We start from the raw sequence: 24,669 nt of genomic DNA on the forward strand, positions 1-24,669 counted from the left end.
CCCTAAAGGACGGGGATTCCGGCGGGCGCGACCGCTTGCGCGGCCGAGCCTTCGGCGGGTTCCTGCTTCCTCGCGGCTGCGCGTCGTCCCCTCACGGGTCTGGCGCGTCTGACCTCCGCTCCACAGGCTTCGGGCCTTGCGACCCAGACCGCGTGTCCCGCGGCCAATATGTTCTTCGCGGCGTTCAGGTCCGCGTTCTCGCTGTGCCCGCACGCTTCGCACGCGAAGCGGGCTTGCGTCGGCCGGTTCTCTCTGGCGGTGTGCCCGCAGGCGCTGCACCGCTGGCTCGTGTACGCCGGGTCCACTGGCACCACTGCACCACCTCGGGCCGCGGTCTTGTATTCCAGTTGTCGCCGTGCCTCGCCCCACGCCTGATCCAGGATCGAGCGGTTCAGCCCCGCCTTCTGTCGCACCCGCTTTCCTGGCGCGCTGGCCGTGCCCTTGGCGCTGGCGCTCATCGCCGCCACCTTCAGATCCTCGATCGCGATCACCGGATGCTCGTTCGCCCACCGCGTCGTCAGCTTGTGCAGCCAGTCGCTGCGCTGCGCCACGATCCGCGCATGCACCCTGCCCAGTCGGTCGATCGCCTTGCGCCGGTTCTTCGACCCCTTCACCTTGCGCGACACCGATCGCTGCACGCGCTTCAGGTACTTCTGCTGCCGCTTCAACGCATTCAGCGGCGCCACGCACTCCCCGTCTGTCGTCGCGGCGAACAGCGTCACCCCGAAATCGATCCCCAGCGTCGGCACCAGCCCCGCCGCCGGGATCACGTCAGCTTGTTCAACTTGGATCGACACGAACCAGCGGCCCCGCTCCTGTGTCAGCGTCCAGTTCCGAACCTCGCCCTCGACCGACTGCGACTGGCGCATCCGCACCCAGCCGAGTTTCGGTGGCTTCAGGCGCTGGTTGTCCAGGTCGAGCTTGCAGTCCGAGGCTTTCGGGAACCGCAGTCCGGCATCTTGGCCTCGCCCGCGAAACCGGGGATAACCGCCCTGGCCCTCGAAGAAGCGCCGGTAGCTCGCCTCCAGTCGCTTCAGCGTTTGCTGCTGCGCCTGCACCGGCGTTTCAGCCAGCCACGCCGTGTCCGGGTCGTTGCGCCACACTGTCAGCCAGCGGCACATCACCGCGTAACCCGAGAACTTCTCGCCCGCCGCCCTCAGCCGCTGCTGCTCGCCGATGGCCCGGTTCCATACCCAGCGGCATGCGCCAGCGAACCGGCGCAGGGCGTGTGCGGTGCCGGGCTTGGGGCGCAACTGGAAGCGGAAGGCTCGAATGGACATGATCGATACTGTATACAAAGCCAGTCAACCATGCCACAGGAAACTCATCCACCAAGCCAACGGCTCGCTGCGCGAGCCTGCGCTCTACCTCCCCGCCCTGAAGGACGGGGCTTCTCGCGCTTTCTGGTGACGTTGTTGCGGTACTCCAGCACCGAGCCGTGCAGGCCCAGGAAGGCGCTCATGAAGTTGTCCTTCTCGACCAGGATGTCCGGATTGGCGTCCAGCACGATGATCTTGCTGCGGGGCTTCTTGAGCTTGAGCCAGTCTGCCAGCAGGCAGGCGCGCTCGTAGGGGCCGGGCGGGCAGCGGTAGGGCGCCTTCGGGATCGTGAGCACGACCGTGCCGCCGGCGGGCATGGCGTTGAGCTGGTTGGTCAGCAGCGTGGTCTGGGGGCCAGCTTTCCAGGCGTGTGGCATCAGGTTCGGATCGGTCAGGCCGGCGACGGGGTCGAACTCGATGCCCGGCGCCAGGACGATCCGGTCCGCCGTCAGCACCGCGCCCGACGCCAGCGTGACCCGCGCCAGGACCGGGTCGATGGCGCGAACCTCCGCGAACACCGTCTTGACGCCGTACTTGGTGCGCAGCGTGTCGTACTTGTAGTTCAGGCTCGCCAGCGTGCGCTGGCCGGTCAGGACCATGCTGCTCATGATGTTGGAGGTGTAGACCGACGAGCGCTCGACCAGCGTCACCTCGACCGCATCGCCCCACATCCGCATGTACTTGGCGAAGGTGGCGCCGGCCATGCCGCCGCCGATGACGATCACGCGGGCCTTCGGGCTGGCGGGCGAGACGGCCAGGGCGCGTGCGGTGTGCTCGTCGGCTTGTGCCTGCATCAGGTCGGCTTCGATGTCCGCATCGGAGCCACCGCCGCCACAGCCGGGCAGGGTCAACAGGGACGAGGAGGCCAGCAGCGTGCCCAGGCCGAGGAAATTGCGTCGTTGCATGGTGGTTTCCTTCAGCGTTGGGTGGACAGCCAGGCCGAGAGCGCGCGCATCTGGGCGTCGGTGTAGCCCATCGCGTGCTTGGTCATCAGGGCGTTGTCTTCCTTGCCAGAGCGAAACTCCACAAGCTTCTTGTAGATTTCGTTGACCGACTGCCCGACCAGCGCGTCAAAACCACCGCCTTTGCCGTTGGTGCCGTGGCACTGGAAGCATCCGTGGCCGTTTGCGCCAGGTCAAGCCCAGCCCATCGCCCCCGCCACCGCCCCCAGCCCGATCAGCCACATCGGACTGACCCTGGTCCACAGCATCACCACGACCGTGAGGCCGATCAGCACGACGCCTCCCGGCTGCCCATGGCCCAGCACGGGCTGCGACAGCACCCAGCCGGTGGACAGCAGCAGCCCGACCGTCAGCGGCGTCAGTCCGTTCGTGAACACGCGCACCGCGGGATGGTCGGGTCGCCGCTGACCCCAGCGGGTGGCCGCCCAGGCGATGGTGGAGCTGGGCAGCAGGATGCCCGACATCGCGGCCACGACACCCAGCGGTCCGGCCACGTTCCAGCCCAGCACGGCGATGAACAGCAGGTTCGGCCCCGGCGCCGCCTGGGCGAGGGCGACCGAGTCGGTGAACTGGGCGTCGGTGAGCCAGTGGCGTTCGCCGACGAGGTAGCGGTGGATGTCCGGCGCGGTCGTGATGGCGCCGCCGACCGACAGCAGCGACATCAGCAGGAAGTGCAGGAACATCTGCAGCAGGTCGGCGCCGGAGAGGGCGGTCATGTCGCCTGCCGCTTCAGCCGCCATGCGACATGGCCCATCGTCACCGCGCCCAGCCCCGTGACCACCGCCGCCATCGGAAACCGCAGCGCGCCGATCAGCACCACCGTCAGCGCCGCATAGCACAGGCTGGTGCGCAGCCCGAGCGGGTTCTTGCGCAGACCGCCGATCGCCTTGAGGCCGGTCGCGATGATCATGCCGGCGGCCACGGCGCCCATGCCGCGCAGCGCACCCGACACCTGGGGCAGGCCGGACCAGTGGCCGTACAGGGCCGCCGCCGCCAGCACGACCAGCATCGGCAGCAGCAGCATGCCGCCCACGGAAGCCACCACGCCACGCCAGCCGAAATAGCGGTCACCCAGCATCAGCGACAGGTTGACCACGTTCGGCCCCGGCAGCACCTGGCTGACCGCCAGCAACTCCAGGAACTCGGCGGCCGTCAGCCAGCGCTGTCGATCGACCAGTTCGCGCTGCGCGATGGCAATCACGCCGCCGAAGCCCTGCAGGGCCAGCTTGCTGAAGACCCAGAACATCTGCATCGGCGCCTGCGGCCGGCGCAGTGCGGTGGTGTCCGGCTCAGACATGGGCCGGATCCCGCTGGATGCGGCGCGCCGCCCATCCGCTCAGGGCCAGGGCCAGCAGTGTCCAGCCCAGACCCGCCCAGTGCAGCGCGCCAAAACCGGCCGCATTGATGATCGCGCCGCCGGACATCGCGCCGATCGCCTGGCCCAGGTAGATGGCCGAGGTGTTGAGTGCCAGCAAGGCAGGGGCCAGCAGCGGTGCCGCATGACCGAGCCGGGCCTGCTGCGCCGAGTTCGAGGCGAAGGTCCCGAAGGCCCACGGGATCATCACCAGCGCCATCATCCACGGCCGCGTGGCCACCGGCAGGATCAGCAGACTCAGCGCGATCCCGGTCAGATACAGCCCGACCGCGCGCGCGGCCCCGATGCGGTCCACGTGGCGGCTGAGCACCACATTCCCCGCCAGCCCCCAGGCGCCGAACCACATGAACAGCAGACTCACCTCCAGCGGCGTGGCGCCCAGCACCTGGCGGTAGTAGGGCGCGATGTAGGCAAACAGCGTGAACTGGCCCGCGCCGCTCAGCGCCGTGACCACGATCACTGCCATCAGCACCGGGTGCGTGAACACCTCGGACCACGCCCGCAGCGACAGCACCGGCGGCCTGACGCCCGAGGGCAGCGCGCGCCAGACCCACACCGCGCCGACCATGGCCAGCACCGCCACCAGCCCGAAGGCCCAGCGCCACCCGAAGGCTTCGCCGATGTAGGCGTGCAGCGGCATCCCCAGCACCGACGCCAGGGACCAGCCGAGAAAGATGGTGGTGATGGCGCGCCCGCGCTTGGCCGGCGGCGCCATGAAGCCCATCGCCGCACCCGCCTGCGGCGTGAAGACGGCCGCACCCAGCACAGCCAGCGCCCGCAGCGGCAGCAACGCGGCATAACCCGGGGCGAGGGCGCAGAGCAGGTGCCCCAGTCCGTACCAGAGCAGCGTCAGCGCGAGCAGACGTCGGCGATCCCAGCCGGCCAGCAGCGCCGCCAGCAGCGGCGCGCCCAGACACATGCCGATGGCGCCCACGCTGATGAGCTGCCCGCCCAGCGCGACCGAGATCTCCAGCGACCGCACCAGATCGTTGAGCGAGCCGGGCACCACCATCACGCCGCAGCCGATGGTGAAATTGCCGAACAGCAGCGCACGCTGGCTGGCGAGCAGCGCCGGCCCGTCCACGCTGCCGGCAGCGACCACCGGCGAGGGCGTCGCCACGCGCACGTCAGAGCCCCGGATGGAGCTTGAACGCGTCCGGGTTGACGATGTTCGTGGGTGTACCGGCCAGATAGGCCGTCACGTTGTCGAAGGCCGCCTGGAAGTAGTTCTCGTAGGTATCGAGTTCCACGTAGCCGATGTGCGGTGTGCAGACGGCATTTTCGAGGCGCATCAGCGGATGCCCCTGCAGGATCGGCTCGCTTTCGTAGACATCCACCGCCGCCATGCCGGGACGGCCACGGTTGAGGGCCGTCACCAGCAGCGTGTCGCCGAGCAGTTCGGCCCGCGACGTGTTCACGAACAGCGAGGTCGGCTTCATCCGCGCCAGATCGTCCATCGTGATCAGGCCGCGGTTGCCCTCGCTGAGTCGCAGGTGCAGGCTCAGCACGTCGGCATCGCTGAAGAAGGCTTCACGGCTCTCGGCCGCTTCGAATCCGTCGGCAACGGCCTGCAGGCGCGAGCGCTCGCTGCCCCAGATCTGCACCTTCATGCCGAAGGCGCGGCCGTAGCCCGCCACCAGCTTGCCGATGCGGCCATAGCCCCAGATGCCGAGCGTCTTGCCGTTCAGCAACATGCCCAGTCCGAAGTTCGGGGGCATGGAGCCGGCCTTCAGGCCCGAGTGCTGCCAGGCGCCATGCTTGAGGTTGCCGATGTACTGCGGCAACCGGCGCATGGCCGTCATGATCAGCGACCAGGTCAGCTCGGCCGGGGCCAGCGGCGAGCCGACACCCTCCGCGACGGCGATCCCCAGGCGTGTGCAGGTCTCGACATCGATGTGGGCGCCGACACGGCCCGTCTGGGCGATCAGCTTCAGCCGCGGCAGCTTTTCAAGCAAGGCACGGGGGAAATGGGTACGTTCCCGGATCAGGACCAGGATTTCCGCGTCCTTCAGCCGCACGGACAACTGGCCGATGCCCTTGACCGTGTTGGTGAAGACCTTGACGTTCTGTAGTTCCAGACGTTCGGCACACCGCAGCTTGCGCACGGCGTCCTGGTAGTCGTCGAGGATGATGATGTTCATGGAGTGATCGCGTGGAGCCCGACATTGTGCCTTTCTTTGGTGTCAAAGCCGATTGGCACCGCCTGACTTGCGCCGGGCGTGGCTTCAACGCTTCTTTTTGTCGTTGTTGTCCATCGTCCCCCCATCGAGCAGCGCGGCCCCGCGCATCCCCAGCACCTCGCCCTTGCGAAAGTACCCCAACACGCTGGCCGGAGAGCGATGCCCGGTGAGGGCCATGGTCTCGGCCATGGGGATGTTCTGCTGGGCGGCCTCGGTGACGAAGCCGGAGCGCAGGGAGTGGGCGGAGAACGCCGGATCGAGCCCGGCCAGCGCACAGCGCGCCTGCACGATCAGGCGCACCGACTGCGCCGAGAGCGCCGCCCCCGGCACGCCCGACTTGCCGATGCGGCGGAACAGCCCGCCGCTGGGCGCGGGCTGGCCGGCCGCGGCCGCCGCGCGCTGCCAGGCCTCCAGCCACGCCTGCAGCGCCTCGGCCGCGCGGCCCACGATCGGCTTGTGGCTGTCGCCGCGCGCGCGCCCGGCCTGGTTCGACTTGGAGACGCCCATCTGGTAGACCCAGCCGCCGGCCTGGCGGCGGGTGTTGTCGAGCGTGGCGGCGACGACCTCGGAGCGGCGGCGGCCGCCGCTGGAAAAGGCGAAGAGGAGCAGCGCGCGGTCGCGCAAGCCGACGAGGGAGTCGTCGCAGGTGGCCAGCAGGGCTTCCAGCGGCTCGCGCGTGAGGGCGGGCTTGGCGTTGACCTGCTGGGCGCCGCGGCGGGCGTAGCCGCGGCGCATGCGGGCCATGAGCTCGCGCACGCGGCCGTCGTCGCAGGGGTTGTCCAGGCCCTGGAGCTGGTGGAGCTTGGACAGGACGCTGACGCGGTGGACGAGCGTGGCGAGCGCGGGCGCGCCGAGGCTGGCCTTGTGGCCGGCGGCCACGAGCGCGGCGTCGACGGCGGGCGGCAGGCCGTGGACCAGGCGTGCGGCGTCGTCCAGGCGCTCGGCATGGTCGACGATGAACTGCAGCACGACGGGCACCGGCAGGGGCAGCGCCAGGCGGCGGCCATAGCGCACGCTGAACCAGGCGGCCCAGTAGCGCAGGCCGGAGCGGTAGCTGCGCACGGTGTTGGGCGACTCGCCCTGGTCGAGCAGCGCGCGCACGGCGGCCTGGCTGCTCTCGGGGAGTTCGTCGACGACGAGCAGCGGCGTGGCGCCATCGGGCGGCAGCAGCAGCAGATCGGAGGGGACGACGGAGGAAAGCGCGGCGCGGGCGAGGTCGGACATGCAGGACTCCGGTTTGTATGATGTATGGTGTACGCTGTATGATATCTGACAGATAACCAGCATCACTAGCGATAAGCTTCAATTATCGATAGTTAATCATCCGAACGAAAGAGGGCGCTTGCATGGCACAGACCCGGACCGATCCCAGGCCCCGCGGCATCACCGACCAGGACGTCTGGCGCGCCGCCGACGCGCTGCTGCTCGACGGCCAGCGCCCCACCATCGAGCGCGTGCGCCTGCACATCGGCCGCGGCTCGCCCAACACCGTCAGCCCGCACCTGGACACCTGGTTCTCGCGCCTGGGCGCGCGCATCGCCGACCCGCAGGCCTTCCGTGCGCCCGCCGCCGACGACACCCCCGCGCCCGTGCAGGCGCTGGCCGCGCAGTTGTGGGACACCGCCCAGGCGCTCGCCCGTGGCCAGGCCGAGTCCCGCGCCCTGGAGGCCGAGGCCCTGCAGCGCCAGGCCCAGGCCGCCGCCGACGACCTCCGCGCCGCGCTGGACCGCCAGCGCGCCCGCGCCGACGCCCTGGCCGCCGACCTCGACGCCCTGCAGCGCGCCCACGCCGCCGCCCAGGCCACGGCCCAGGCGGCCCAGGCCGCGCTGGCCGAGCGCGCCGACGCCCACGCCCGCGCACTCGCCGACGCCCACGCCCAGCGCGACGCCCTGCGCGCCCAGGCCCAGGCCGATGTCGCCGCCGCCGCCGAGCGCGCCAGCGCCGCCGAGCGCCGCGCCGCCGCCGACATGGACCGCGAGCGCCAGGCCCGCCTCCTCGCCGAGCAGCTCGCCCGCGACGCCCGCGCCGAGCGCGACCAGGCCCTCGCCGCCGAGCGCGCTCGCAGCCAGGCCCAGTTCGTCGAGCAGGTGCAGGCGCTCGCCAGGGTCGAGCTGCGCGCCAGCGCGCTGCAGGAGCGGCTCGATCGCGTCGAGGCCGAGCGGCTGCGCGTCAGGATCCGGGAGCGCCGGGGGGCGGTGGGTGCGGGGGTGGGTTCCCGCTTGCGCGGGAATGACGGAGGGGGTGGGCGCGGGAATGACGGAGGGGGTGGTTGCCGTCCATGACGAAAAAACCGCCCGAAGGCGGTTTTCCCTGCAGCAAACCCCGCCCCGTCAGCGGACGCGCCGACGCGCCACCAGCGACAGTGCACCCAGGCCCGCCAGCATCATGGCGTAGGTTTCTGGCTCCGGGACCGCAGTGACCGCGTCATACTCGACCACATACCCGAATGTCTGGACGACGACGCCGAAATCATCCCATCGTTTCTGGGTCTGGCCGAACCAATTGATGCCCGCATGGGTTTCGAGCGACTGGTTCAAGCCCTGGTTCGTCCCCCAGTTGCTGTACGAGAGCGCCTGGCCCGCTTCCGGACCAGCACGCCAGACCCAGTCACCATTGACTTGAGACGCACCGATCCAGGCCAGTCGAGTATTGGCCAAGCCGTGCACAAAATCATTCTCCGCTGCAGACGTGATCGTGGCCATGTAGCCAGTCTGGCCCGCGTTCGTGTGTGTGGACGCATCTGCCAAGGCTTGATCCCACGAGAACGGCCCTGAAATCCACTCGTAGGTGTGGCCATTGTTGGCCAACGTCTCTGGCGCCGAATGGGCCGACAGCGAACATGCCGCCAGCACGGCGCAAATTGCCACGTGAATTGACGAGATTTTGCTCATATATCCTCCGGTTGGTGTGTAAACGACACAACCAATCTAGCACGTAATATTTTTTTCAAAGACATGATTTTCCGGATACCCCGCAATCAAAGGCTCCGAAAACAGTGGTCGTCATAAAGCACCGGGTTTAATGCACGGCCAAAGTGGCCTGTTCACGGTCGGAGGCATTTATGCACAATTACCTGCATTCAATTGAAAATGTACGGCGGGTAATATTTACAGAATATCCGCCTGATGCGGTGTGCGTGGGGTGCGGGCGTGGGTTCCCGCTTGCGCGCACTGCTGTCCGGTAAAACGCGAAGCCCAAAGTCTCCAGAGCTTGATCGGCGGAGTTGCGGCCCTCGACATGAAGGGCTATCGAACCCACTGAGGACCAACTCAGTTGTCGAGGAGCCGCAACATGCAAAGCATGACACGACTGCAGGCGTTGTTGAAGCCACTGGCCAAGTCGGACGTGGACCGGCTGGCGCGTGAACACGGCGCACAACGCTATGGCAAGGGCGCGCTGACGGTGTGGGATCAGTTGCTGGTGATGCTGCACGGGCAGTTCGTGCAGGCACCCAGCCTGCGTGGAGCACTGCAGAGCTTCAATGCGCACAAGGCCCGTCTGGCTGCACTGCAGACGCACGAACTGCGCCGCTCGACGCTGTCGGACGGCAACCGGCGCGCCGGGTCGGCGACGGTGCTGTCGCAGGTGCTGCAAGGGCTGATCCGTCAGCTCGACGGCTGCCGCGACAAGCGTGTGCTGGGGGCGACCTCGCTGATCGACTCGACGCCGCTGACGCTCAAGGGGCGGGGCTTCGACGTCTGGACGCTGGGCACGAAGACCCGGCGTACGCAGGGCGTGAAGGTGCATGTGCAATGCGACGCAGCCACGCACGCCATCTCGCGCTGCGAGATCAGCGCCCCCAACGTCAACGATGTGGTGCAGGCGCGCCAGTGGGAGATCCAGCCGGGGACGACCTGCGTGTTCGACCGTGCCTACTGTGACTACGCATGGTGGGCGCGCATGATCCGGCAGGGGGTGAAGTTCGTCACCCGGCTCAAGCGCAACGCGGGCATGGTCGTCCTCGAAGCACTGCCCGTGCCCGAGACCGCCCGCGGGCGCATCCTTGACGACGAGCGCATCGCCCGCCGCTGGCGCCATCCCCGCAGCGGCAAGACATGGCGCGAGCCGCTCGTGCTGCGCCGCATCCGGCTACGCACCGACGATGCACGCCTGCTCGTGCTGGTGACCAACGACTTCGAGCGCACCGCCATCGAGATCGGCGATCTCTACCGCTCGCGCTGGCAGATCGAGCTGCTGTTCAAGTGGATCAAGCAGCACCTGGCCATCCGCCGTACCTGGGGCACCAACGAGCACGCCGCTCACCTCCAGATCTACGCAGCCTTCATCGCCCATGTCCTGTTGATGCTTCACCAGCAGGCCAGCCGCAGCACCACCGACTTGTGGGTGCTGCTGCAGCGCTGGCGATACGGCCTGTTCGAGCCCTGCGAGCAAGCCCTCATGCCTGTATGCGTGCCCCCTTGAGGGGGGCGTGGACGTTACCCGGACAGCAGTGCGCTTGCGCGGGAATGACGGGGGCTCACTTCGTCATCCCCGCGAACCACTTCGTCATCCTCGCGAATGCGAGGACCCACCCGCCGCGCCCACGCAGCCCACGCGATCTGTCCTGGTCTAATGATTTCGCACACACCGATAGGTGGAAATCACCTGGACAACGAACGTGACGAACACGAAACGAAGAGTCTTTGACGCGAGCTTCAAGCTGCAGATCGTGCAGATGATCCGGTCGCAGGGCCTGGGCATTGGCGAGGTCTGCCGGGACATGAAGCTGGGCGAGACGGCGGTGCGGCGCTGGCTGGCACAGGCCGATGCGGAACAGCTGGGGCAGCCTGGCATCGGCAAGCCGTTGACGGCGGAGCACCAGCGCATCCGCCAGCTCGAAGCCGAGAACAAGCAACTCCGGGGCGACGTAGAAGTTTTAAAAAAAGCATCGGCCTTCTTTGCCCGGGAACTGCGATGAGCTTCAAGCTCGTCGGGCAACTGCAAGAGAAGGCCGCGGTGGTGGAGCAGGTTTGCCGGGTGCTGGGCATCAGCCGCTCGGGCTACTACGCGGCCCGCAGGCGCAGCCGAATGCAGCCGGCGGTGTGCGAGGCCAGCGTGCAACTGAAGGCGGCATTTGCGGCCAGCGGCGGGGCGTACGGCAGCCGACGGCTGCGCACGGCGGTGGCCTCGCGTGGCATCGTCATGGGGATCTACCGCGTGCGCCGTTTGATGTGCCAGCATGGTCTGCGCTCGACGTGGAAGCGCAAGTTCGTGCACACGACCGACAGCAAACACGCGCTGCCGATCTCGCCCAATGTGCTGGCCCGACAGTTCAACCCGACGCGGCCCGATCAGGCCTGGGTCGCCGACATCACCTAGATACCGTCGGCGAATTGCAAAAATCGATGGATTCACACAAGCTTTGCAGATCGAAGCGATGTGATGGGAGCCCACCGATGAGTCTGAAGCCCAGCCCGATAGAAGCCATCCCCGCCGAGACCGAACGTGTGGCCCGAGCGGCGTTTCCGCGCGGCACGACGATCACGCGCCTGCGCGACGGGTTCACCGAGTTGTACCGCGATGAAGACTTCGCCTCGCTCTATCCCCGTCGAGGACAACCCGGTCTGGCGCCCTGGCGGCTGGCCCTGGTGACCGTCTTCCAGTTCCTGGAGCACCTGAGCGATCGCCAAGCTGCCGATGCAGTGCGCTCGCGCATCGACTGGAAGTACGCGCTGGGGTTGGAGCTGACAGATCCTGGATTTCACTTCAGCGTGCTGACGGAGTTCCGCGACCGACTGCTCAAGGCGGAAGCCGAGCACCTGCTGCTGGACAGGATGCTCGCGCATTTCAAGGCCCGCGGGCTGCTCAAGGCCCGTGGACGGCAGCGCACGGACAGCACACATGTGCTGGCGGCAGTGCGCGATCTGCGGCTACTGGAGTTGACCACCGAGACGCTGCGAGCCACGCTGAACGAGCTGGCGGTGGCAGCACCCGAGTGGCTCGGCGAGGTGGCACAGCCGGAGTGGTTCGAACGCTATGCGCGTCGAGCCGAAGATTGGCGGCTGCCTGGCGGGAGCCGGCCCAAACGAGAGGCCTACGCACAGCAAGTCGGCGCGGACGGAGTGCGCTTGCTGGCAGCACTGGACGAGCCCTCCGCACCACCGGCAGCAGGCCAGGTGCCGACACTGCCCCTGCTGCGGCAGGTCTTGTGGACCTATTTCGACCGAGGCGCCGACGGCACGCTGCGCTGGCGTGACGGTGCAGAGCTGCCACCGGTCGGCGAGCGCATCCAGACTCCTTACGACCCAGAGATGCACTACAGCACCAAGCGCGGCATGGAATGGTCGGGCTACAAGGTGCATGTGACCGAGACCTGCGAAGCCACGGCAGTGAATCTGATCACCCATGTCGAGACGCGTCCGGCCATGGAACCCGACATGAACGCCTTGGCGAGCATTCATGCGCGGCTGGCACAGCGAGAATTGCTGCCCGACGAGCACTTCGTCGACTCGGGCTACGTCAATGCCGAACTGCTCGTGTCCAGTCAGCGCGATCATGGTGTCTCGCTGCAGGGGCCTGTGCGAGGACTGTCAGCCAAGGCTGTCAAAGCCGAGCAGGGATACGACCTGCCGCACTTCGCGATCGACTGGGCGCGAGAGCAGGTCACCTGTCCTCAGGGGCACGTCTCGGTCGGATGGAGCACCAAGTCAGACACGGCTGGGCAAACGCGCATCCATGTCCGGTTCGGTCGTGCCGACTGCGGCTCCTGTGAGGCACGACCGTCCTGCACGACGTCCAAGGCGGCCCGCCGAACTTTGTTCTTCCATCCCCGTGAGCAGTACGAGGCGCTCAACGCTGCGCGGGCACGCATGCACGATCCCGAATGGAAGCAACGCTATCGTGTTCGTGCGGGTGTCGAGGGAACCCTGTCGCAGGGGGTGCGGGCATTTGGCATGCGTCGCAGCCGCTACATCGGCATGGCCAAGACAGGGTTGCAACAGGTACTGGCAGCCGTCGGCATCAACACTGCTCGTGTCGTGGCCTGGCTCGACGACAGGCCCAAACGGGCTGCCACTCGCATCTCCCGCTTCGCTCGATTGAACCCCAGGGGGACTTGAATTCGCCAACGGTATCTCACCTACATCCGCACGCGCAGCGGCTGGCTGTATCTGGCGGTGGTGCTGGACTTGTTTGCGCGCAAGGTGGTGGGCTGGGCGATGGCCCCGGACATGCAGGCCGGGCTGGTGTGCCGGGCGTTGCAACTGGCCATCGTGCAGCGCCAACCTGCGCCGGGCTTGATCGTCCACACGGATCGCGGCAGCCAGTACGCCAGCGCGGCGCATCAGGCGCTGCTGGCCAGACACGGCCTGGTCGGCAGCATGAGCCGCAAGGGCAACTGCTGGGACAACGCGGTGATGGAGCGCTTCTTCCTGAACCTCAAGATGGAGCGCGTCTGGCAGCGCGATTACGCCAACCATGCCGAGGCCACGAGCGACATCGCCGACTACATCGTCAGCTTCTACAACAGCGTGCGTCTGCACTCCACACTGGGCAACTTGCCACCCAATGCCTTCGAGCATCAATCGGCAATCACACAACCTATCGGGCTGTGCGAAATAACTTGACCAGGACAATCACCCCCCGGTGATCTCCCCCCACAGATCCCGCCACCCCGGGTTGCGCTGCTCGATCAGCGCGATCTTCCACGCCCGCCGCCAGTGCTTGAGCGCCTTTTCCCGCGCGATCGCCTCGGGCATCGTCGCGTGCGGCTCGAACCAGACCAGGCGCTTGACGCCGTAGCGCGCGGTGAAGCCGTCCGCCAGCCCTTCCCGGTGCTGCCAGATGCGCTGGACGAGGTGCGAGGTGACGCCGATGTAGAGCGTGCCCAGGCGCTGGCTGGCCAGGAGGTAGACGGCGGGCTGGTGGTCGGGGGGCATGCGCTCAGTGGAGCGCGGATCGGGGGGGAATGCTGTCCCGCTGAAGGGGGATGTGGTGGGGGTTGGGTGGGGGTGGGTGCGTGCGTGGGTTCCCGCTTTCGCGGGAATGACGGGGGCTCACTTCATCATCCCCGCGAACCACTTCGTCATCCTCGCGAACCACTTCGTCATCCTCGCGAATGCGAGGACCCACCCGCTGAGCCCACGTGGCGTGGATGCGTGCGTGGGTTCCCGCTTTCGCGGGAATGACGAGGGTGGGCGCGGGAATGACGGGGGCGGGGGTGTAGGTCAGCCGCCCGTCTCGGTGGCCGACTGGACGATGGCGTCGAACTCGGCCTGGCTGATGTACTGGGGCACGTAGCTGCCGCCCTGCTGCGTCAGCACCTTCATGTAGGCCCGCAGGTGGTTGCGCGAGCCGCGCAGCAGGTTGTCGTACACCATCAGGATGTCGGCGTTGTCGATGCCCACCTGCTGCGCGGCAATGTCGCGCATGTCCAGCTCCTCGATCTCCACCCCCACCTTCAGCGCCTCGACCAGACTGACCCGGCTGGCCGCCACGAGCGCGTCGTGCAGCGCCTGGAAGGCCGCCGTCTTGTACGTGCCCGCGGCCAGCCCCTCCAGCGGATCGGGCTGCCCGTAGCGGTCCAGCAGCGCCTTCACGGCCGCCGCGTGTGTGGCCTCGCTCGCGGTGATGTTGGCGAAGATCGGCTGCGCGTACAGCGTCGCGCTGACGGCGTAGACGTCGTGCGCGAGCTGCTCCTCTTCGCGCATGTACGCCAGACTGGCCGCTTCGGCACTCGACAGCGGCGCCAGCGCGTAGCCGTCCAGCCGCGCCACCAGCACCTCGGCACTGAAGCTGGACGTCCCGTCAGCCCCCACCGCCAGCGGCGACATGCCCGCGTCGGAAGACCCCCCTCCGCAGCCGCTCGACAACAGGCCCAGCACGGCAGCCATGGTCACGGTCACGGTCTGAAAAATGCGGCGGTACGGTGTCATCTTGTTCATCCCGGCAAAGTGGTGTTGGATGAACCATACCCCCGCAGGTATCTGGCGCATTGCGTCAGCGCAATGCGCCCACGCCCCCGCCCCCGCTCACCCCAGCCCGAACAGCCGCGTCGCGTTGTCGCCGGTGACGCGGGCGACCTCCTCCACGTCCAGCCCCTTGATCCGCGCCAGCTCGGCCGCCACCAGCGGCACCAGCGCCGGCGTGTTCAGCTTGCCCCGGTGCGGCGCCGGCGCCAGGTAGGGGCTGTCGGTCTCGATCAGGCAGCGCTCCAGCGGCACCTCGCGCGCCACCTCGCGCAGCTCGATCGCGTTCTTGAACGTCAGGATCCCCGAGAACGAGATGTGGAAGCCCATCGCCAGCGCCCCGCGCGCGACTTCCGCCGTCTCGGTGAAGCAGTGGAACACGCCGCCCACCGCGTCCGCGCCCTCCTCCTGCAGCACCGCCAGCGTGTCCGCCGAACTGCTGCGCGTGTGGATCACCAGCGGCTTGCCCAGCGCCCGCGCCGCGCGCACGTGCACCCGCAGCCGCTCGCGCTGCCAGCCCATGTCGGCCACGGTGCGCGTGCCCAGCCGGTAGTAGTCCAGCCCGCACTCGCCCACCGCGACCACCTTGTCGCGCCCGCCCAGCGCCACCAGTTCGGCCACGTCGGGCTCGTGCACGTCCTCGTTGTCGGGGTGCACGCCCACCGTGCACCACAGCTGCGGGTGCGCCGCGGCCAGCGCGTGCACGGTGTCGAACTCCTCGATGGTGGTGCAGATGGCGATGGCGCGCGTGACCTGCGCCGCGGCCATCGCCTGCTGGATCTCGGGCCAGCGGGCCTGCAGCTCGGGGAACGTGAGGTGGCAGTGGGTGTCGATGTACATGCTCCACTCCGCTCAGATGGTCTGGGTGGGCTTGGCGGACTGGATGGACGTGCCCAGCAGCTCCTCGATGCGCACGCGCAGCACGCGGGTCTTCTCGTCCACGGGGAAGCGCACGCCCACCCCCTGCGTGCGCCCGCCCGAGGCGTTCGGCGGCGTGATCCAGGCCACGCGCCCGGGCACGGGGTAGCGCTGCGGGTCGTCGGGCAGCGTCAGCAGCAGGTAGATGTCGTCGCCGAGCCGGTACTCGCGGCTGGTGGGCACGAACAGCCCGCCCTCGGAGAACAGCGGGATGTAGGCCGCGTAGAGCGCGCCTTTTTCCTTGAACACCAGCTGGATCACGCTGGGCCGCGGCGCGACGCTGGCGGTCTGCGGGGCGGCGCCTTGCAGCGGCATGGCGCCGGAATGGCCCGTGCGGGTGGGGGGGATGGATTCGCTCATGGCTGGGCTGACTGGGGGGCGGGTCGGGTCGGGTCGGGTCGGTCGGGGGTCGATGGGGATCAGGGGCCGGGCTGCAGCCGCGCGCGGGTGCCCTGCACCAGGGCCTCGGTGGCGAGTGCGGCGCTCCAGGGGTGGTCGGCGTGGCGGGTCTGCGCGCGCAGCCAGGCGGCGGCTTCGGTGAGCCGCGCCAGGCCCGCGCCGGGCGCCAGGCGCGCCCCGGGGAAGTAGCGCCCCGGCGCGCCCAGCGTGGCCAGCGCGTGGTCGTGGCAGAGCTTGTGCAGCGCGTCCAGCAGCACCGGCAGCGGCCAGCCGGCCACCGCCGCGCTGTCGCCGCGCGCGATCCACTGCGGGAACTGGCGCCAGGCGGCCGCGTCCAGCCCCGCGCGCTGCAGCTCCAGCGCGCGCAGGGGCTGGCCGCCACAGGCGTCGAGCAGCGGCTCGGGCTCGGCCACGCCCTGCCCGCGCAGCCAGGCCAGCGCCTCCTCGCGCGCGGGGGCCGCCAGCGCCACCGGCTGGCAGCGGCTGCGGAGGGTGGGCAGCAGCGCCTGCGCGTCGCCGCTGGCCAGCACGAAGCGCATCGCCCCGGGCGGCTCCTCCAGCGTCTTCAGCAGCGCGTTGGCCGCCACCGCGTTGAGCGCCTCGGCCGGGTAGACCAGGACCACCTTGTGCGCCCCGCGCGCGGCGGTGAGCGCGCTGAAGTCCAGCGCGGCGCGGATCTGCTCGATCAGGATCGCGCGGCTGGGCTTGCGGGTCTTCTTGCTGCCGGCGCCCTCCTCGGCCGCGGCGCCGTCCTCGGGCAGGCCGGCCTCGGCGCGCTGCGCCTCCGGCACGATCAGCCGCAGGTCCGGGTGGCTGCGCTCGTCGACCAGGTGGCAGCTGCGGCACTGCCCGCAGGCCGGCCCGCCGCGCGCGCCCCCCGGGTGTTCGCACAGCCAGGCCCGCGCCAGCTCCAGCGCGAACGCCAGCTGCCCCACCCCGGCCGGCCCCTGCACCAGCAGCGCGTGGTGCGCCCGCGCGCTGGCCAGCGTGCGCGCCAGCGGCGCCTGCAGCCACGGCAGTGCGGCGCTCACCATCCGCGCGCCCGCAGCACGGCGTCGATCTGCGCGGCCACCGCCTCGGGCGGCTGCTCCGCGTCCAGCCGCGCCACGCGCGCGCCGTGCGGCCCGTGCGCCGCGAAGCGCTGCGCGTAGCCCGCCCGCACCGCCTCGAAGAACGCCAGCTGCTCGGCCTCGAACCGGTCCGGCGCCCGCGCCCCCGCGCGGCGCCGGGCCGCTTCCTGCGGGCGCAGGTCGAACCACAGCGTCAGGTCCGGCTGCCGACCCGCCTGGACCCAGGTTTCCAACTGGGCCAGCGTGGCCAGGTCGAAGCCGCGGCCTCCGCCCTGGTAGGCGTACGTCGCGTCCGTGTAGCGGTCGCACAGCACCACGGCACCGCGCGCCAGCGCCGGCTCGATCACCCTGCGCAGGTGGTCGCGCCGGGCCGCGAACACCAGCAGCGCCTCGGTGAGCGGATCCATGTCGCGCGACAGGAGCAGCTCGCGCAGGGCCTCGGCCAGCGGTGTGCCGCCCGGTTCGCGGGTGCGCACCACTTCGTGACCGGCTGCCTGCCAGCGGGCGGCGATGCGGTCGATCTGGGTGGTCTTGCCCGCGCCGTCGATGCCTTCGGTGGTGATGAAGCAGCCGGCGGGACTGGGGAGATGGTGAACTTCGCTCAACGTGCGGCCTTGCGCTGGAATTTGTCGACGGCGCGATTATGGTCGGCCAGCGTCTCGCTGAACTGGCTGGTGCCGTCCCCGCGTGCAACGAAGTACAGCGCCTTGCTGCTGGCAGGCTGGATTGCGGCCATCAGCGAGTCGCGTCCCGGCATGGCGATCGGCGTGGGAGGCAGACCGGCGCGGGTGTAGGTGTTGTAGGGGGTATCCGCCAGCAGGTCCTTGCGGCGCAGGTTGCCGTCGAAGCGTTCGCCGAGCCCGTAGATCACGGTCGGGTCGGTCTGCAGCGGCATGCGCAGCCGCAGCCGGTTGACGAACACGCTGGCGACCATCGGCCGGTCCTCGGCACGGCCGGTTTCCTTCTCGACGATGGACGCCAGCGTGAGCAGCTCGTCCGGCGACTTCAGCGGGCTGTCCGCCTCGCGCTGGCTCCAGGCCGTCTCGACCCGCTTGCGCATCGCGGCGTGGGCGCGGCGCAGCACGGCCAGATCGCTGCTGCCCTTGGCGTAGCTGTAGGTGTCGGGAAAGAAGCGCCCTTCCGGCGACAGTCCGGGGGAACCGAGCGCCGCCATGAGCGCTTCGTCGGACAAGGTCGCGGACTCGACGCGCAGCGTCGGCGTGCGGGCCAGCTCCGCGCGGATCTGGCGGAACGTCCAGCCTTCGATCAGGCGCAGCCGGGCGAGCGACTGGTCGCCATCGACCAGCTTGCGCAGCAGCTGTGCCGGCGAGGTGCCGGGCTGGATCTCGTAGCTGCCGGCACGGATCTGCCGGGACTGGCCGGACCAGCGGAACCACTGGTAGAGCAGCCACGGCGACACCGCCACACCCGCATCGGCGGTCGCCTGTGCCACCTGCCGGGCGGACTCGCCGGACTCCACCTCGAGATCCACCGGCGTCTCGGGACCGCCCATCGGATGCTGGATCCACCAGTAGCAGCCAGCCAGCAGCACGGCCAGCAGCAACAGGCCACGGCCCAGCCACAGCGTGGCGCGGCCCGACGGGGAGCGACGACCCGAGGCCATCAGCGCGTGAAGTCACAAGAATGCATGGTGCTGATGATAATGAGCGGATGGACACCACCACTGCATTTCCTGCTCAATCCGCTGAACTCCGTTCCAGCGGCGCCTGCGTGTTGCCGGACTGGGGCGTCATCCGCGCCGTCGGGGCGGATGCGGCGACCTTCCTCCATGGACAGCTCAGCAACGACGTCAGCCGGCTCGATCTGGCCCATGCCCGCCTGGGCGCCTACTGCACGCCGCAAGGCCGCATGCTCGCCAGCTTCGTCTACACCCGCGTGGGTGCCGAGGAGTACTGGCTGGCGTGCAGCGCCGACGTGCTGGCACCGACGCTCAAGCGGCTGTCGATGTTCGTGATGCGCGCCAAGGCGCGCCTGTCGGATGCCAGCGCCGAGCTGACCGTGCTCGGCCTGGCCGGTGCGCCGGCAGCCGCCTGGCTCGGTGCGGACGCCCCGGCGCAGGCCTGGGACAAGCTGGACCGGGACGGTGCCGCAGTGATTCGCCTGCCCGACAGCGGCCTGGGCGGCGCGGCGATCGACCGCTGGCTGTGGATCGGCCCTGCCGCGCAGGCGCAGGACGTGCTCGGCGCCCTGCCCGCGCTGGACATGGCGCAGTGGCAGCAGCTGGAAGTGCGTTCGGGCGTGGTGCCGGTCGTGGCCGCGACCTCCGGCCAGTTCGTGCCGCAGATGCTCAACTACGAGCTGGTCGGCGGGGTCGATTTCAAGAAGGGCTGCTACCCGGGCCAGGAAATCGTCGCGCGCAGCCACTATCTGGGCAAGCTGAAGCGGCGCGCCTTCCTGCTGTCGGGCGATGCCGCCATGGCGCCGGCACAGGAGGTGTTCTGGAGCGAGGACCCGGGCCAGCCCGCCGGCGTGCTCGCCCGCACGGCCGCAGACGGTGCGCGCCACCTGGCGCTGGCCGAACTGAAGATCGCGGTGACCCGCAGTGGCGCGCTGCACCTCGGTCAGCCGGACGGCCCGCTGCTCCAGATGCTGCCGCTGCCTTACGCCCTGCCGCACGACGCCGAGACTGCATGACCATGTCAGTGTCCGTGTCCGGCGGCGAGCTGTACGTCTACTACCGCGTGCCACGCGCCGACAGCGGGCAGGCACAGACCGAACTGTTCGCCGTGCAGGAAAAGCTGCAGGAACGGTTTCCGGCGCTGCAGAGTCAATGGCTCCAGCGTCTGGAAAATCGTGATGAAATGCTCACCTGGATGGAAATTCATCGTGCACCCGGGGGACTTGACGCATCGACCGTGGCCCATATTTGTGAGATGTTGATGCCGTGGCCGAGCGTGCGTGTGGGACCTCGGCATGTCGAAGTCTTTGCCTCGCTGCCTGACCGCGGTGCCCTCTGATGTGCCTTGCAGCCCTTGCCCTTGACCACAGCCGCCGCTTTCCGCTGGTCCTCGCAGCCAACCGCGACGAGTTCTTCGAACGCTCCACAGCCCGGCTGGGCTGGTGGACCCGCCCGGGCAGCGACACGGAAATCCTCTCCGGACGCGACCTGAGCGCCGGAGGCACCTGGTTCGGACTGACCGCCGCCGGCCGGCTCGGGCTGCTGACCAACATCCGTGATCCATCGCGCCAGGATCCGCAGGCGCCCACACGCGGCGCGATCATTCCCGACTGGCTGACCACCACCGCCAGCCCCGACCGGTTCTGGGTGCGCACCGCGCTCACTGGCCACAACGGCTTCAACCTGATCGCCGCCGACTTTGCCCGCGGCGACTGCTGGTGGCTCAGCAGCGCACGGGCATCGCCGACGCGACTGGAAGGTGGCGTGTTCGCGTTATCGAACGGGCATCTGGACGAACCCTGGCCCAAGGTCCTGCGCCTGAAGCAGCAACTGAGCGACGCCGTCCTGCAGGCCACGGCCACCGCCACCGCGGCACCCGGCGCAGATGCCCTCGCGCAGACCCTCCTCAACGCTCTGACCGATACCACGCTGGCACGTGACGAGGAACTGCCCTCGACCGGCGTATCGCAGGAACTGGAGCGCATGCTCTCGCCGGCCTTCATCCGGACACCGGACGGTCGCTACGGCACACGCTGCTCCACCGTGCTCATCACCGAGCGCATGGGGCGGCACCTGATCACCCAGGTCTACGAACGCAGCTACCCCGCGGGGCCTGGCCTGGCCCTGATGCGCCGGGCCACGCTGAAAGACTGGCCACCGCGCTACCAGACCGAACCGGTGCTGGCCAGCGACCACCGCAGCCGCGTGTCGCTGGGCAGCGTCGTCTCCCCGGTGTCCGACGCGGCGCTGGACGAGCATGACAGTGGCACCGATGCGTCCGCCGCGTCGCCCCGTGTCATCCAGCCACGGGTGCGCAGCCTGCTCAAGCCGGCACGGCCCAGGGCGCCGAAGGGCTGAGCGTGCGCACCATCTCGACATGCACGATGCCCGCTTCCTCGAAGTGCGGCCCGTGCTCAATGAAGCCGAAGCGCCGGTAGAAACTGGCCGCCGACAACTGCGCGTGCAGCACCACCGAGTGGTCGCCCCGCGCAGCCGCCGCGTTCAGCAGCGCCTCCAGCACCCGGCGCCCGACCGAGCTGCCCCGCATCGGCGCGATCACCGCCATGCGGCCCAGCCGCGCCACGCCAGGCGCGTGCGGGAGCAGCCGCCCGGTCGCCAGCGGCATGCCCATGCGGTTGAGCGCCAGGGCGTGCACGGCGCTGTGGTCGGCCTCGTCGAGCTCCAGGTCGAGCGGAATGCCCTGCTCCCGCACGAACACCTCTGCGCGCACGTCCTGCGCCGACACGCCCAGCTCGTCCCAATGGCCGACCTGCACGTCCAGCATCTCCGCGCCGGCCTCGAAATCCAGCAGCATCTCGCGCAGCTCGGCAGGTATCGGCCGGCTGGATTGCGTGGCGGGATCGGCGAACACGTAGACCAGATCGCCCGTCACCAGCAGCTTCTCGGCGCGGAACACCGCGCAGCGCAGGCGCAGCGAGGTGTTGCCGATGTGCTCGCAGCGAATCGCCACGTCGATCAGATCGTCGTAGCGGGCACTGCCCAGGTAGTCGAGCGTGGCCTTGCGCACATAGAGGTCTCCACCCAGCCGCGCCATCGTCGCCTGGTAGGGCAAGGCCATGGCGCGCCAGTACTCCGAGACCGCGGTGTCGAAGTAGTTCAGGTAGTGCCCGTTGAAGACGATCTGCTGCAGATCGACTTCGGACCAGCGCACCCGGAGTCGGTGCGAAAAACGAAAACTGCCGCGCAACGCCATGTCCCACTCCTTGTCGGTTTCATTCGGATTCAAGGATACAGCGCCGCGCGCAAGACCTCGGCGATCGCCTGCTGCGCCAGCGCTGCTTCGGGAATCACCCGGCCGAGCTTGATGAAGTCATGGGTCACCCCCTTGTACAGCTCCAGCGCGACGGGCACCCCCGCCATGCGCAGCGCATCGGCATAGGCCACGCCCTCGTCGACCAGCGGATCGCATTCGGCCAGGCCGATCCAGGCCGGTGCCAGACCGGCATGGTCGTCCGCCAGCAGCGGGGCGAAACGCCAGTCGGTGCGGTGGGCGTGGTCGATGTACTGGTCGAAGAACCAGTCGATGCCCGCCTTTTCGAGCAGGAACCCCTCGGCATAGCGGGCGTGCGAGGCCGTGTCGGCATGGGCCGTGGTGCCGGGTGTGATGAGCAGTTGCAGGGCGAGCGGCAGATCCGCATCGCGCGCCATCAGCGCGGCCACGGCGGCCAGCGTCCCACCAGCGCTGTCGCCGCCAACGGCCAGCCGCGCGCCGTCGAGTCCGAGCGTGTCGGCATGGCGCGCCAGCCACTGCAGGGCGCCCCAGGCATCTTCGACTGCAGCGGGAAACCGGTGCTCCGGCGCCAGCCGGTAGTCGAGCGCCACCACGGCCACACCGCTGCGCAGCGCGAGCTGGCGACACAAGCTGTCGTGCGTCTCCAGGCTGCCGACCGTGAAACCGCCACCGTGCAGGTACAGCAGCACGGGCAGGACACCGGCCTCGCGCGGCTGGGGTGCGTAGAGTCGCGCCGGTCGCTCGATGCCCGGACCGACGGGCAGGACCATCGTCTCGACGCGCGGCAAGGGCGCGCGCGGCGGCTCCAGCACCTCTGCGGCCGATTCGTAGAGCCGCCGCGCCTCGACGGCACCGAGTGCATGCAGCGGCGGCCGGTTCGCCTTGCGGATGCGGTGCAGCAGGTCGCGCATCGCCGGCGTGAGTCGGTGGGCGCCCATCAGGTGGCCTCCAGTGGGGTGACGCGGTCGAGCGGGCCGCCGTCCTGCAGCCACTGCGCCAGTTCATCGGCCAGCCGCTGGCTCTCGGCGACCGAGCGGGTCCAGGCCTGCATGCGCCCGGTGTGGTCGTCGCCCCAGGACTTGAAGTCGCCGCGGTCGGGGATCTTGCCGCGCGGCAGCGTGGCGATCCATGCCGGCGTCGGGGCCAGCACGATCATGTTGTCGAGCCACGGCGTCGGGCGGTGGCGGCGGCGCAGGCCCTTGTCGAGCCAGCCCGGTACCAGCCGCGGCTGGAAGTGGGGATAGAGCACCAGCCCGCCGGAGTCGGGCGTGGCCGCGATCTCGCGCCAGGGCCAGTGCAGGTGGTAATCGGTGATGCCGCCGTCCCAGTAGGCACCGCGCGGCGCACCGGGGATGTCGTGGACAGCGTCGAGCCAGAACGGGATCGAGCCCGACCCGAGGATGCTCGGCAGCAGGTTGTCGGTCGTCAGCGCCACATGGCGCGTCGGCAGATCGTTCAACGGCAGCGGCAGCGCCTCGCGGGCATCGGAAAACACCACCCGCTCCAGCCAGCTCCCCAGCCAGCGCCGGCTGACCGCATTGCTGAGGAAGGCGCCCAGGTAACCCGGCGCCGTCGTCCATCGCCGTTCGCGGCGCAGGATGTGCCGCCCCCGGCTGGTCACGACATGGAGCCGGAACCGCCGGTGCGCCAGCACCTGTGCCTGCTGCCCGGCGATCTGCGCGTCCAGCAGTTCGCTGAACCGCTGGCTGATGTTGCGCGCCGACTGGCGCTCGCCACGGGGTGGCGCGTAGCTTTCGGCGATGTAGTCGCGGGCCAGTTGTGCCAGCGCGGCGTCCGGGTCCGGCAGCGCGGCGCACGCCATGCGCCACGCGCCGATGCTGGCGCCGACCAGGTGCACCGGCGGCCCGTCCCCGCGCAGCCAGTGGCCGAACAGGAAGCGGTCGATCGGTGTCAGCACCAGGCCTTTCGGTCCCCCGGCTGCGGCGGGAACAGCCCGCACATCCGCAGGACGCAGCCCATGCGCCGCCAGATGCTGGCGGGCGCGGGGGCCCGCGAGGATCTGGAGGCTGCGCATCAGCGCTTGGTGGACTCGATCACGCCGCAGGCGATGCGCGCGCCCGAGTTGCCAGTCGGCTGGGTCTTGTAGTCGTCCGGGCCGGCATGCACGATCAACCCGCGGCCGGCCAGATCGGTCGGGCCACCATCGCCCAGCGTCACGCCGGCCAGATGGAAGCGGGCCTCGGCCTTGCCTTCCACATCGGCCTTCAGCGCCGGCATGTCGCCTGCGTGGTGGTCGGCGTCCGGCGCGCCGTGCGGCTTGCCGGTCGGATTGAAGTGACCCCCGGTGCCCATGCCATCGCCGCTGCTGCAGTCGCCCTTTTCGTGGACATGGAAGCCGTGCTCGCCGAACGGCCTCAGGCCGCTGATGCGGGCGTGCACCATCACATGGTCGCCGTGCTGCTTGAAAGTGACGGTGCCGCTGGTGGCGTTGCCCTTGGTGGCTTCGAGCTTGGCCGTGGCGCTGGGGCCGTCGCCCATCATGCGATCGCGCATGGAGCCCATGCCTTCCTTCATGGCGCCGAAGCCGTCTTTCATGGATGAGCAGCCGGACAGCGCCAGAACGGCAGTGGACAGGATCAGCAGGGTGCGAGCGGGGTGCTTGGTCTGGGTCATCGTGAGTCTCCTTG

At 69.3% G+C, this 24,669-nt stretch carries 27 protein-coding genes and 2 pseudogenes; 9 read left to right on the forward strand and 20 right to left on the reverse strand.

What is annotated here, in order from left to right; genetic code table 11:
- Positions 1-2 precede the first annotated feature (2 nt).
- From BDD16_RS19890 to BDD16_RS19925, 8 genes and pseudogenes are all read right to left on the reverse strand, one after another.
- Entirely contained in the window at positions 3-1,280 is a 1,278-nt protein-coding gene (locus BDD16_RS19890) for an RNA-guided endonuclease InsQ/TnpB family protein (RefSeq protein WP_179635539.1), read from the reverse strand.
- A gap of 44 nt (positions 1,281-1,324) precedes the next feature.
- On the reverse strand, positions 1,325-2,224 hold the full coding sequence (locus BDD16_RS19895; RefSeq protein ID WP_179635540.1) for an FAD-dependent oxidoreductase: 900 nt from the start codon (positions 2,222-2,224) through the stop codon (positions 1,325-1,327).
- A gap of 11 nt (positions 2,225-2,235) precedes the next feature.
- Positions 2,236-2,424, reverse strand: a pseudogene (locus BDD16_RS19900) (c-type cytochrome); the annotation flags it as partial.
- Between the two features lie 30 nt (positions 2,425-2,454).
- Positions 2,455-2,997 (reverse strand): chromate transporter, encoded by a 543-nt coding sequence (locus tag BDD16_RS19905; RefSeq protein ID WP_179635541.1) that lies wholly within the window; start codon positions 2,995-2,997, stop codon positions 2,455-2,457.
- The gene (locus BDD16_RS19910; protein ID WP_179635542.1) at positions 2,994-3,578 is read right to left on the reverse strand and encodes a chromate transporter; all 585 of its coding nucleotides are present in this window, start codon (positions 3,576-3,578) and stop codon (positions 2,994-2,996) included. Before BDD16_RS19910 ends, BDD16_RS19905 begins: the two co-directional genes overlap by 4 nt.
- Positions 3,571-4,776, reverse strand: coding sequence for an MFS transporter (locus BDD16_RS19915; RefSeq protein WP_310732904.1), 1,206 nt, complete (start codon positions 4,774-4,776; stop codon positions 3,571-3,573). The genes BDD16_RS19910 and BDD16_RS19915 overlap by 8 nt, the downstream gene beginning before the upstream one ends.
- A 7-nt stretch (positions 4,777-4,783) precedes the next feature.
- Positions 4,784-5,797 (reverse strand): D-2-hydroxyacid dehydrogenase family protein, encoded by a 1,014-nt coding sequence (locus BDD16_RS19920; protein ID WP_179635543.1) that lies wholly within the window; start codon positions 5,795-5,797, stop codon positions 4,784-4,786.
- An 84-nt stretch (positions 5,798-5,881) separates the two neighbouring features.
- A complete protein-coding gene (locus tag BDD16_RS19925) occupies positions 5,882-7,060 on the reverse strand; it encodes a site-specific integrase (RefSeq protein ID WP_179635544.1) in 1,179 nt (392 codons plus the stop codon).
- A gap of 122 nt (positions 7,061-7,182) precedes the next feature.
- Here BDD16_RS19925 and BDD16_RS23365 point away from each other — a divergent pair, with 122 nt between their 5' ends.
- Complete coding sequence (locus tag BDD16_RS23365) at positions 7,183-8,118, forward strand: DNA-binding protein (protein WP_179635545.1); 936 nt, start codon at positions 7,183-7,185, stop codon at positions 8,116-8,118.
- A gap of 48 nt (positions 8,119-8,166) precedes the next feature.
- On the opposite strand, the gene BDD16_RS22835 is transcribed toward BDD16_RS23365, so the two are convergent.
- Positions 8,167-8,727, reverse strand: a complete 561-nt coding sequence (locus tag BDD16_RS22835) for a PEP-CTERM sorting domain-containing protein (protein WP_218897882.1) — start codon at positions 8,725-8,727, stop codon at positions 8,167-8,169.
- A gap of 400 nt (positions 8,728-9,127) precedes the next feature.
- On the opposite strand from BDD16_RS22835, the gene BDD16_RS19945 reads away from it, so the two are divergent.
- The 5 genes and pseudogenes from BDD16_RS19945 to BDD16_RS19965 form a co-directional block, all read left to right on the forward strand.
- Positions 9,128-10,258, forward strand: a complete 1,131-nt coding sequence (locus tag BDD16_RS19945) for an IS4 family transposase (RefSeq protein ID WP_179633879.1) — start codon at positions 9,128-9,130, stop codon at positions 10,256-10,258.
- A gap of 172 nt (positions 10,259-10,430) precedes the next feature.
- On the forward strand, positions 10,431-10,754 hold the full coding sequence (locus BDD16_RS19950) for a transposase (RefSeq protein WP_179635546.1): 324 nt from the start codon (positions 10,431-10,433) through the stop codon (positions 10,752-10,754).
- Positions 10,751-11,155, forward strand: coding sequence for an IS3 family transposase (locus BDD16_RS19955; protein ID WP_179635547.1), 405 nt, complete (start codon positions 10,751-10,753; stop codon positions 11,153-11,155). The genes BDD16_RS19950 and BDD16_RS19955 overlap by 4 nt, the downstream gene beginning before the upstream one ends.
- Positions 11,156-11,232: 77 nt before the next feature.
- Positions 11,233-12,894, forward strand: coding sequence for an IS1182 family transposase (locus tag BDD16_RS19960; protein WP_179632460.1), 1,662 nt, complete (start codon positions 11,233-11,235; stop codon positions 12,892-12,894).
- 15 nt (positions 12,895-12,909) lie between these two features.
- Positions 12,910-13,401 (forward strand): annotated as a pseudogene (locus BDD16_RS19965) (IS3 family transposase); the annotation flags it as partial.
- 9 nt (positions 13,402-13,410) lie between these two features.
- Here the strand turns inward: BDD16_RS19965 and BDD16_RS19970 are convergent.
- From BDD16_RS19970 to mltG, 7 genes are all read right to left on the reverse strand, one after another.
- Positions 13,411-13,713 (reverse strand): GIY-YIG nuclease family protein, encoded by a 303-nt coding sequence (locus tag BDD16_RS19970; protein ID WP_179635548.1) that lies wholly within the window; start codon positions 13,711-13,713, stop codon positions 13,411-13,413.
- Positions 13,714-14,001: 288 nt separating this feature from the next.
- Positions 14,002-14,667 carry a DUF2202 domain-containing protein gene (locus BDD16_RS19975; RefSeq protein ID WP_246332843.1) on the reverse strand — a complete coding sequence of 222 codons (666 nt, stop codon included), beginning with the start codon at positions 14,665-14,667 and terminating at the stop codon, positions 14,002-14,004.
- A gap of 138 nt (positions 14,668-14,805) precedes the next feature.
- Complete coding sequence (locus tag BDD16_RS19980) at positions 14,806-15,582, reverse strand: TatD family hydrolase (protein WP_179635550.1); 777 nt, start codon at positions 15,580-15,582, stop codon at positions 14,806-14,808.
- A gap of 12 nt (positions 15,583-15,594) precedes the next feature.
- Positions 15,595-15,975, reverse strand: coding sequence for a PilZ domain-containing protein (locus BDD16_RS19985; protein ID WP_179636265.1), 381 nt, complete (start codon positions 15,973-15,975; stop codon positions 15,595-15,597).
- Positions 15,976-16,079: 104 nt separating this feature from the next.
- A complete protein-coding gene (holB, locus tag BDD16_RS19990; protein ID WP_375139086.1) occupies positions 16,080-17,090 on the reverse strand; it encodes a DNA polymerase III subunit delta' in 1,011 nt (336 codons plus the stop codon).
- The gene (gene tmk / locus BDD16_RS19995; RefSeq protein ID WP_179635552.1) at positions 17,087-17,734 is read right to left on the reverse strand and encodes a dTMP kinase; all 648 of its coding nucleotides are present in this window, start codon (positions 17,732-17,734) and stop codon (positions 17,087-17,089) included. Before tmk ends, holB begins: the two co-directional genes overlap by 4 nt.
- A complete protein-coding gene (gene mltG / locus BDD16_RS20000; RefSeq protein ID WP_179635553.1) occupies positions 17,731-18,753 on the reverse strand; it encodes an endolytic transglycosylase MltG in 1,023 nt (340 codons plus the stop codon). Before mltG ends, tmk begins: the two co-directional genes overlap by 4 nt.
- A 47-nt stretch (positions 18,754-18,800) precedes the next feature.
- Between mltG and ygfZ the strand changes: the two genes are divergently transcribed.
- The 3 genes from ygfZ to BDD16_RS20015 are packed head-to-tail and all read left to right on the forward strand — an operon-like array spanning position 18,801 to position 21,126.
- Positions 18,801-19,784: a CAF17-like 4Fe-4S cluster assembly/insertion protein YgfZ gene (gene ygfZ / locus BDD16_RS20005; RefSeq protein WP_179635554.1), complete on the forward strand. Its 984-nt coding sequence runs from the start codon at positions 18,801-18,803 to the stop codon at positions 19,782-19,784.
- Positions 19,781-20,107 (forward strand): DUF4936 family protein, encoded by a 327-nt coding sequence (locus BDD16_RS20010; RefSeq protein WP_179635555.1) that lies wholly within the window; start codon positions 19,781-19,783, stop codon positions 20,105-20,107. Before ygfZ ends, BDD16_RS20010 begins: the two co-directional genes overlap by 4 nt.
- Positions 20,107-21,126: an NRDE family protein gene (locus BDD16_RS20015; protein WP_179635556.1), complete on the forward strand. Its 1,020-nt coding sequence runs from the start codon at positions 20,107-20,109 to the stop codon at positions 21,124-21,126. The genes BDD16_RS20010 and BDD16_RS20015 overlap by 1 nt, the downstream gene beginning before the upstream one ends.
- On the opposite strand, the gene BDD16_RS20020 is transcribed toward BDD16_RS20015, so the two are convergent.
- Genes BDD16_RS20020 through BDD16_RS20035 form a run of 4 tightly spaced genes read right to left on the reverse strand, consistent with a single transcriptional unit; the run spans position 21,092 to position 24,655 of the window.
- The gene (locus BDD16_RS20020) at positions 21,092-21,982 is read right to left on the reverse strand and encodes a YbgC/FadM family acyl-CoA thioesterase (RefSeq protein WP_179636266.1); all 891 of its coding nucleotides are present in this window, start codon (positions 21,980-21,982) and stop codon (positions 21,092-21,094) included. The genes BDD16_RS20015 and BDD16_RS20020 overlap by 35 nt on opposite strands.
- Before the next feature lie 29 nt (positions 21,983-22,011).
- Positions 22,012-22,959 carry an alpha/beta hydrolase gene (locus BDD16_RS20025; protein WP_246332622.1) on the reverse strand — a complete coding sequence of 316 codons (948 nt, stop codon included), beginning with the start codon at positions 22,957-22,959 and terminating at the stop codon, positions 22,012-22,014.
- Positions 22,959-24,056: a patatin-like phospholipase domain-containing protein gene (locus BDD16_RS20030; RefSeq protein ID WP_179635557.1), complete on the reverse strand. Its 1,098-nt coding sequence runs from the start codon at positions 24,054-24,056 to the stop codon at positions 22,959-22,961. Before BDD16_RS20030 ends, BDD16_RS20025 begins: the two co-directional genes overlap by 1 nt.
- Positions 24,056-24,655 carry a superoxide dismutase family protein gene (locus BDD16_RS20035; protein ID WP_375139087.1) on the reverse strand — a complete coding sequence of 200 codons (600 nt, stop codon included), beginning with the start codon at positions 24,653-24,655 and terminating at the stop codon, positions 24,056-24,058. Before BDD16_RS20035 ends, BDD16_RS20030 begins: the two co-directional genes overlap by 1 nt.
- Between the last annotated feature and the right edge of the window lie 14 nt (positions 24,656-24,669).

Origin of the sequence: Sphaerotilus montanus, assembly GCF_013410775.1 — a bacterium.
Classification (GTDB): Bacteria; Pseudomonadota; Gammaproteobacteria; order Burkholderiales; family Burkholderiaceae_C; genus Sphaerotilus; species Sphaerotilus montanus.

Excerpts from the sequence above, each read along its gene's own strand:
- BDD16_RS19960 (WP_179632460.1), top strand. The coding sequence starts at position 11,233 with ATGAGTCTGAAGCCCAGCCCGATAGAAGCCATCCCCGCCGAGACCGAA.
- BDD16_RS19945 (WP_179633879.1), top strand. The coding sequence starts at position 9,128 with ATGCAAAGCATGACACGACTGCAGGCGTTGTTGAAGCCACTGGCCAAG.
- ygfZ (WP_179635554.1), top strand. The coding sequence starts at position 18,801 with ATGGACACCACCACTGCATTTCCTGCTCAATCCGCTGAACTCCGTTCC.
- BDD16_RS19955 (WP_179635547.1), top strand. The coding sequence starts at position 10,751 with ATGAGCTTCAAGCTCGTCGGGCAACTGCAAGAGAAGGCCGCGGTGGTG.
- BDD16_RS19985 (WP_179636265.1), bottom strand. The coding sequence starts at position 15,975 with ATGCCGCTGCAAGGCGCCGCCCCGCAGACCGCCAGCGTCGCGCCGCGG.
- BDD16_RS20015 (WP_179635556.1), top strand. The coding sequence starts at position 20,107 with ATGTGCCTTGCAGCCCTTGCCCTTGACCACAGCCGCCGCTTTCCGCTG.
- BDD16_RS19925 (WP_179635544.1), bottom strand. The coding sequence starts at position 7,060 with ATGTCCGACCTCGCCCGCGCCGCGCTTTCCTCCGTCGTCCCCTCCGAT.
- BDD16_RS19890 (WP_179635539.1), bottom strand. The coding sequence starts at position 1,280 with ATGTCCATTCGAGCCTTCCGCTTCCAGTTGCGCCCCAAGCCCGGCACC.
- BDD16_RS19970 (WP_179635548.1), bottom strand. The coding sequence starts at position 13,713 with ATGCCCCCCGACCACCAGCCCGCCGTCTACCTCCTGGCCAGCCAGCGC.
- BDD16_RS22835 (WP_218897882.1), bottom strand. The coding sequence starts at position 8,727 with ATGAGCAAAATCTCGTCAATTCACGTGGCAATTTGCGCCGTGCTGGCG.
- BDD16_RS23365 (WP_179635545.1), top strand. The coding sequence starts at position 7,183 with ATGGCACAGACCCGGACCGATCCCAGGCCCCGCGGCATCACCGACCAG.
- BDD16_RS20010 (WP_179635555.1), top strand. The coding sequence starts at position 19,781 with ATGACCATGTCAGTGTCCGTGTCCGGCGGCGAGCTGTACGTCTACTAC.
- BDD16_RS20035 (WP_375139087.1), bottom strand. The coding sequence starts at position 24,655 with ATGACCCAGACCAAGCACCCCGCTCGCACCCTGCTGATCCTGTCCACT.
- BDD16_RS19920 (WP_179635543.1), bottom strand. The coding sequence starts at position 5,797 with ATGAACATCATCATCCTCGACGACTACCAGGACGCCGTGCGCAAGCTG.
- BDD16_RS19980 (WP_179635550.1), bottom strand. The coding sequence starts at position 15,582 with ATGTACATCGACACCCACTGCCACCTCACGTTCCCCGAGCTGCAGGCC.
- BDD16_RS19895 (WP_179635540.1), bottom strand. The coding sequence starts at position 2,224 with ATGCAACGACGCAATTTCCTCGGCCTGGGCACGCTGCTGGCCTCCTCG.
- BDD16_RS20020 (WP_179636266.1), bottom strand. The coding sequence starts at position 21,982 with ATGGCGTTGCGCGGCAGTTTTCGTTTTTCGCACCGACTCCGGGTGCGC.
- BDD16_RS19910 (WP_179635542.1), bottom strand. The coding sequence starts at position 3,578 with ATGTCTGAGCCGGACACCACCGCACTGCGCCGGCCGCAGGCGCCGATG.
- BDD16_RS19975 (WP_246332843.1), bottom strand. The coding sequence starts at position 14,667 with ATGGCTGCCGTGCTGGGCCTGTTGTCGAGCGGCTGCGGAGGGGGGTCT.
- BDD16_RS20025 (WP_246332622.1), bottom strand. The coding sequence starts at position 22,959 with ATGGGCGCCCACCGACTCACGCCGGCGATGCGCGACCTGCTGCACCGC.
- mltG (WP_179635553.1), bottom strand. The coding sequence starts at position 18,753 with ATGGCCTCGGGTCGTCGCTCCCCGTCGGGCCGCGCCACGCTGTGGCTG.
- BDD16_RS20030 (WP_179635557.1), bottom strand. The coding sequence starts at position 24,056 with ATGCGCAGCCTCCAGATCCTCGCGGGCCCCCGCGCCCGCCAGCATCTG.
- BDD16_RS19905 (WP_179635541.1), bottom strand. The coding sequence starts at position 2,997 with ATGACCGCCCTCTCCGGCGCCGACCTGCTGCAGATGTTCCTGCACTTC.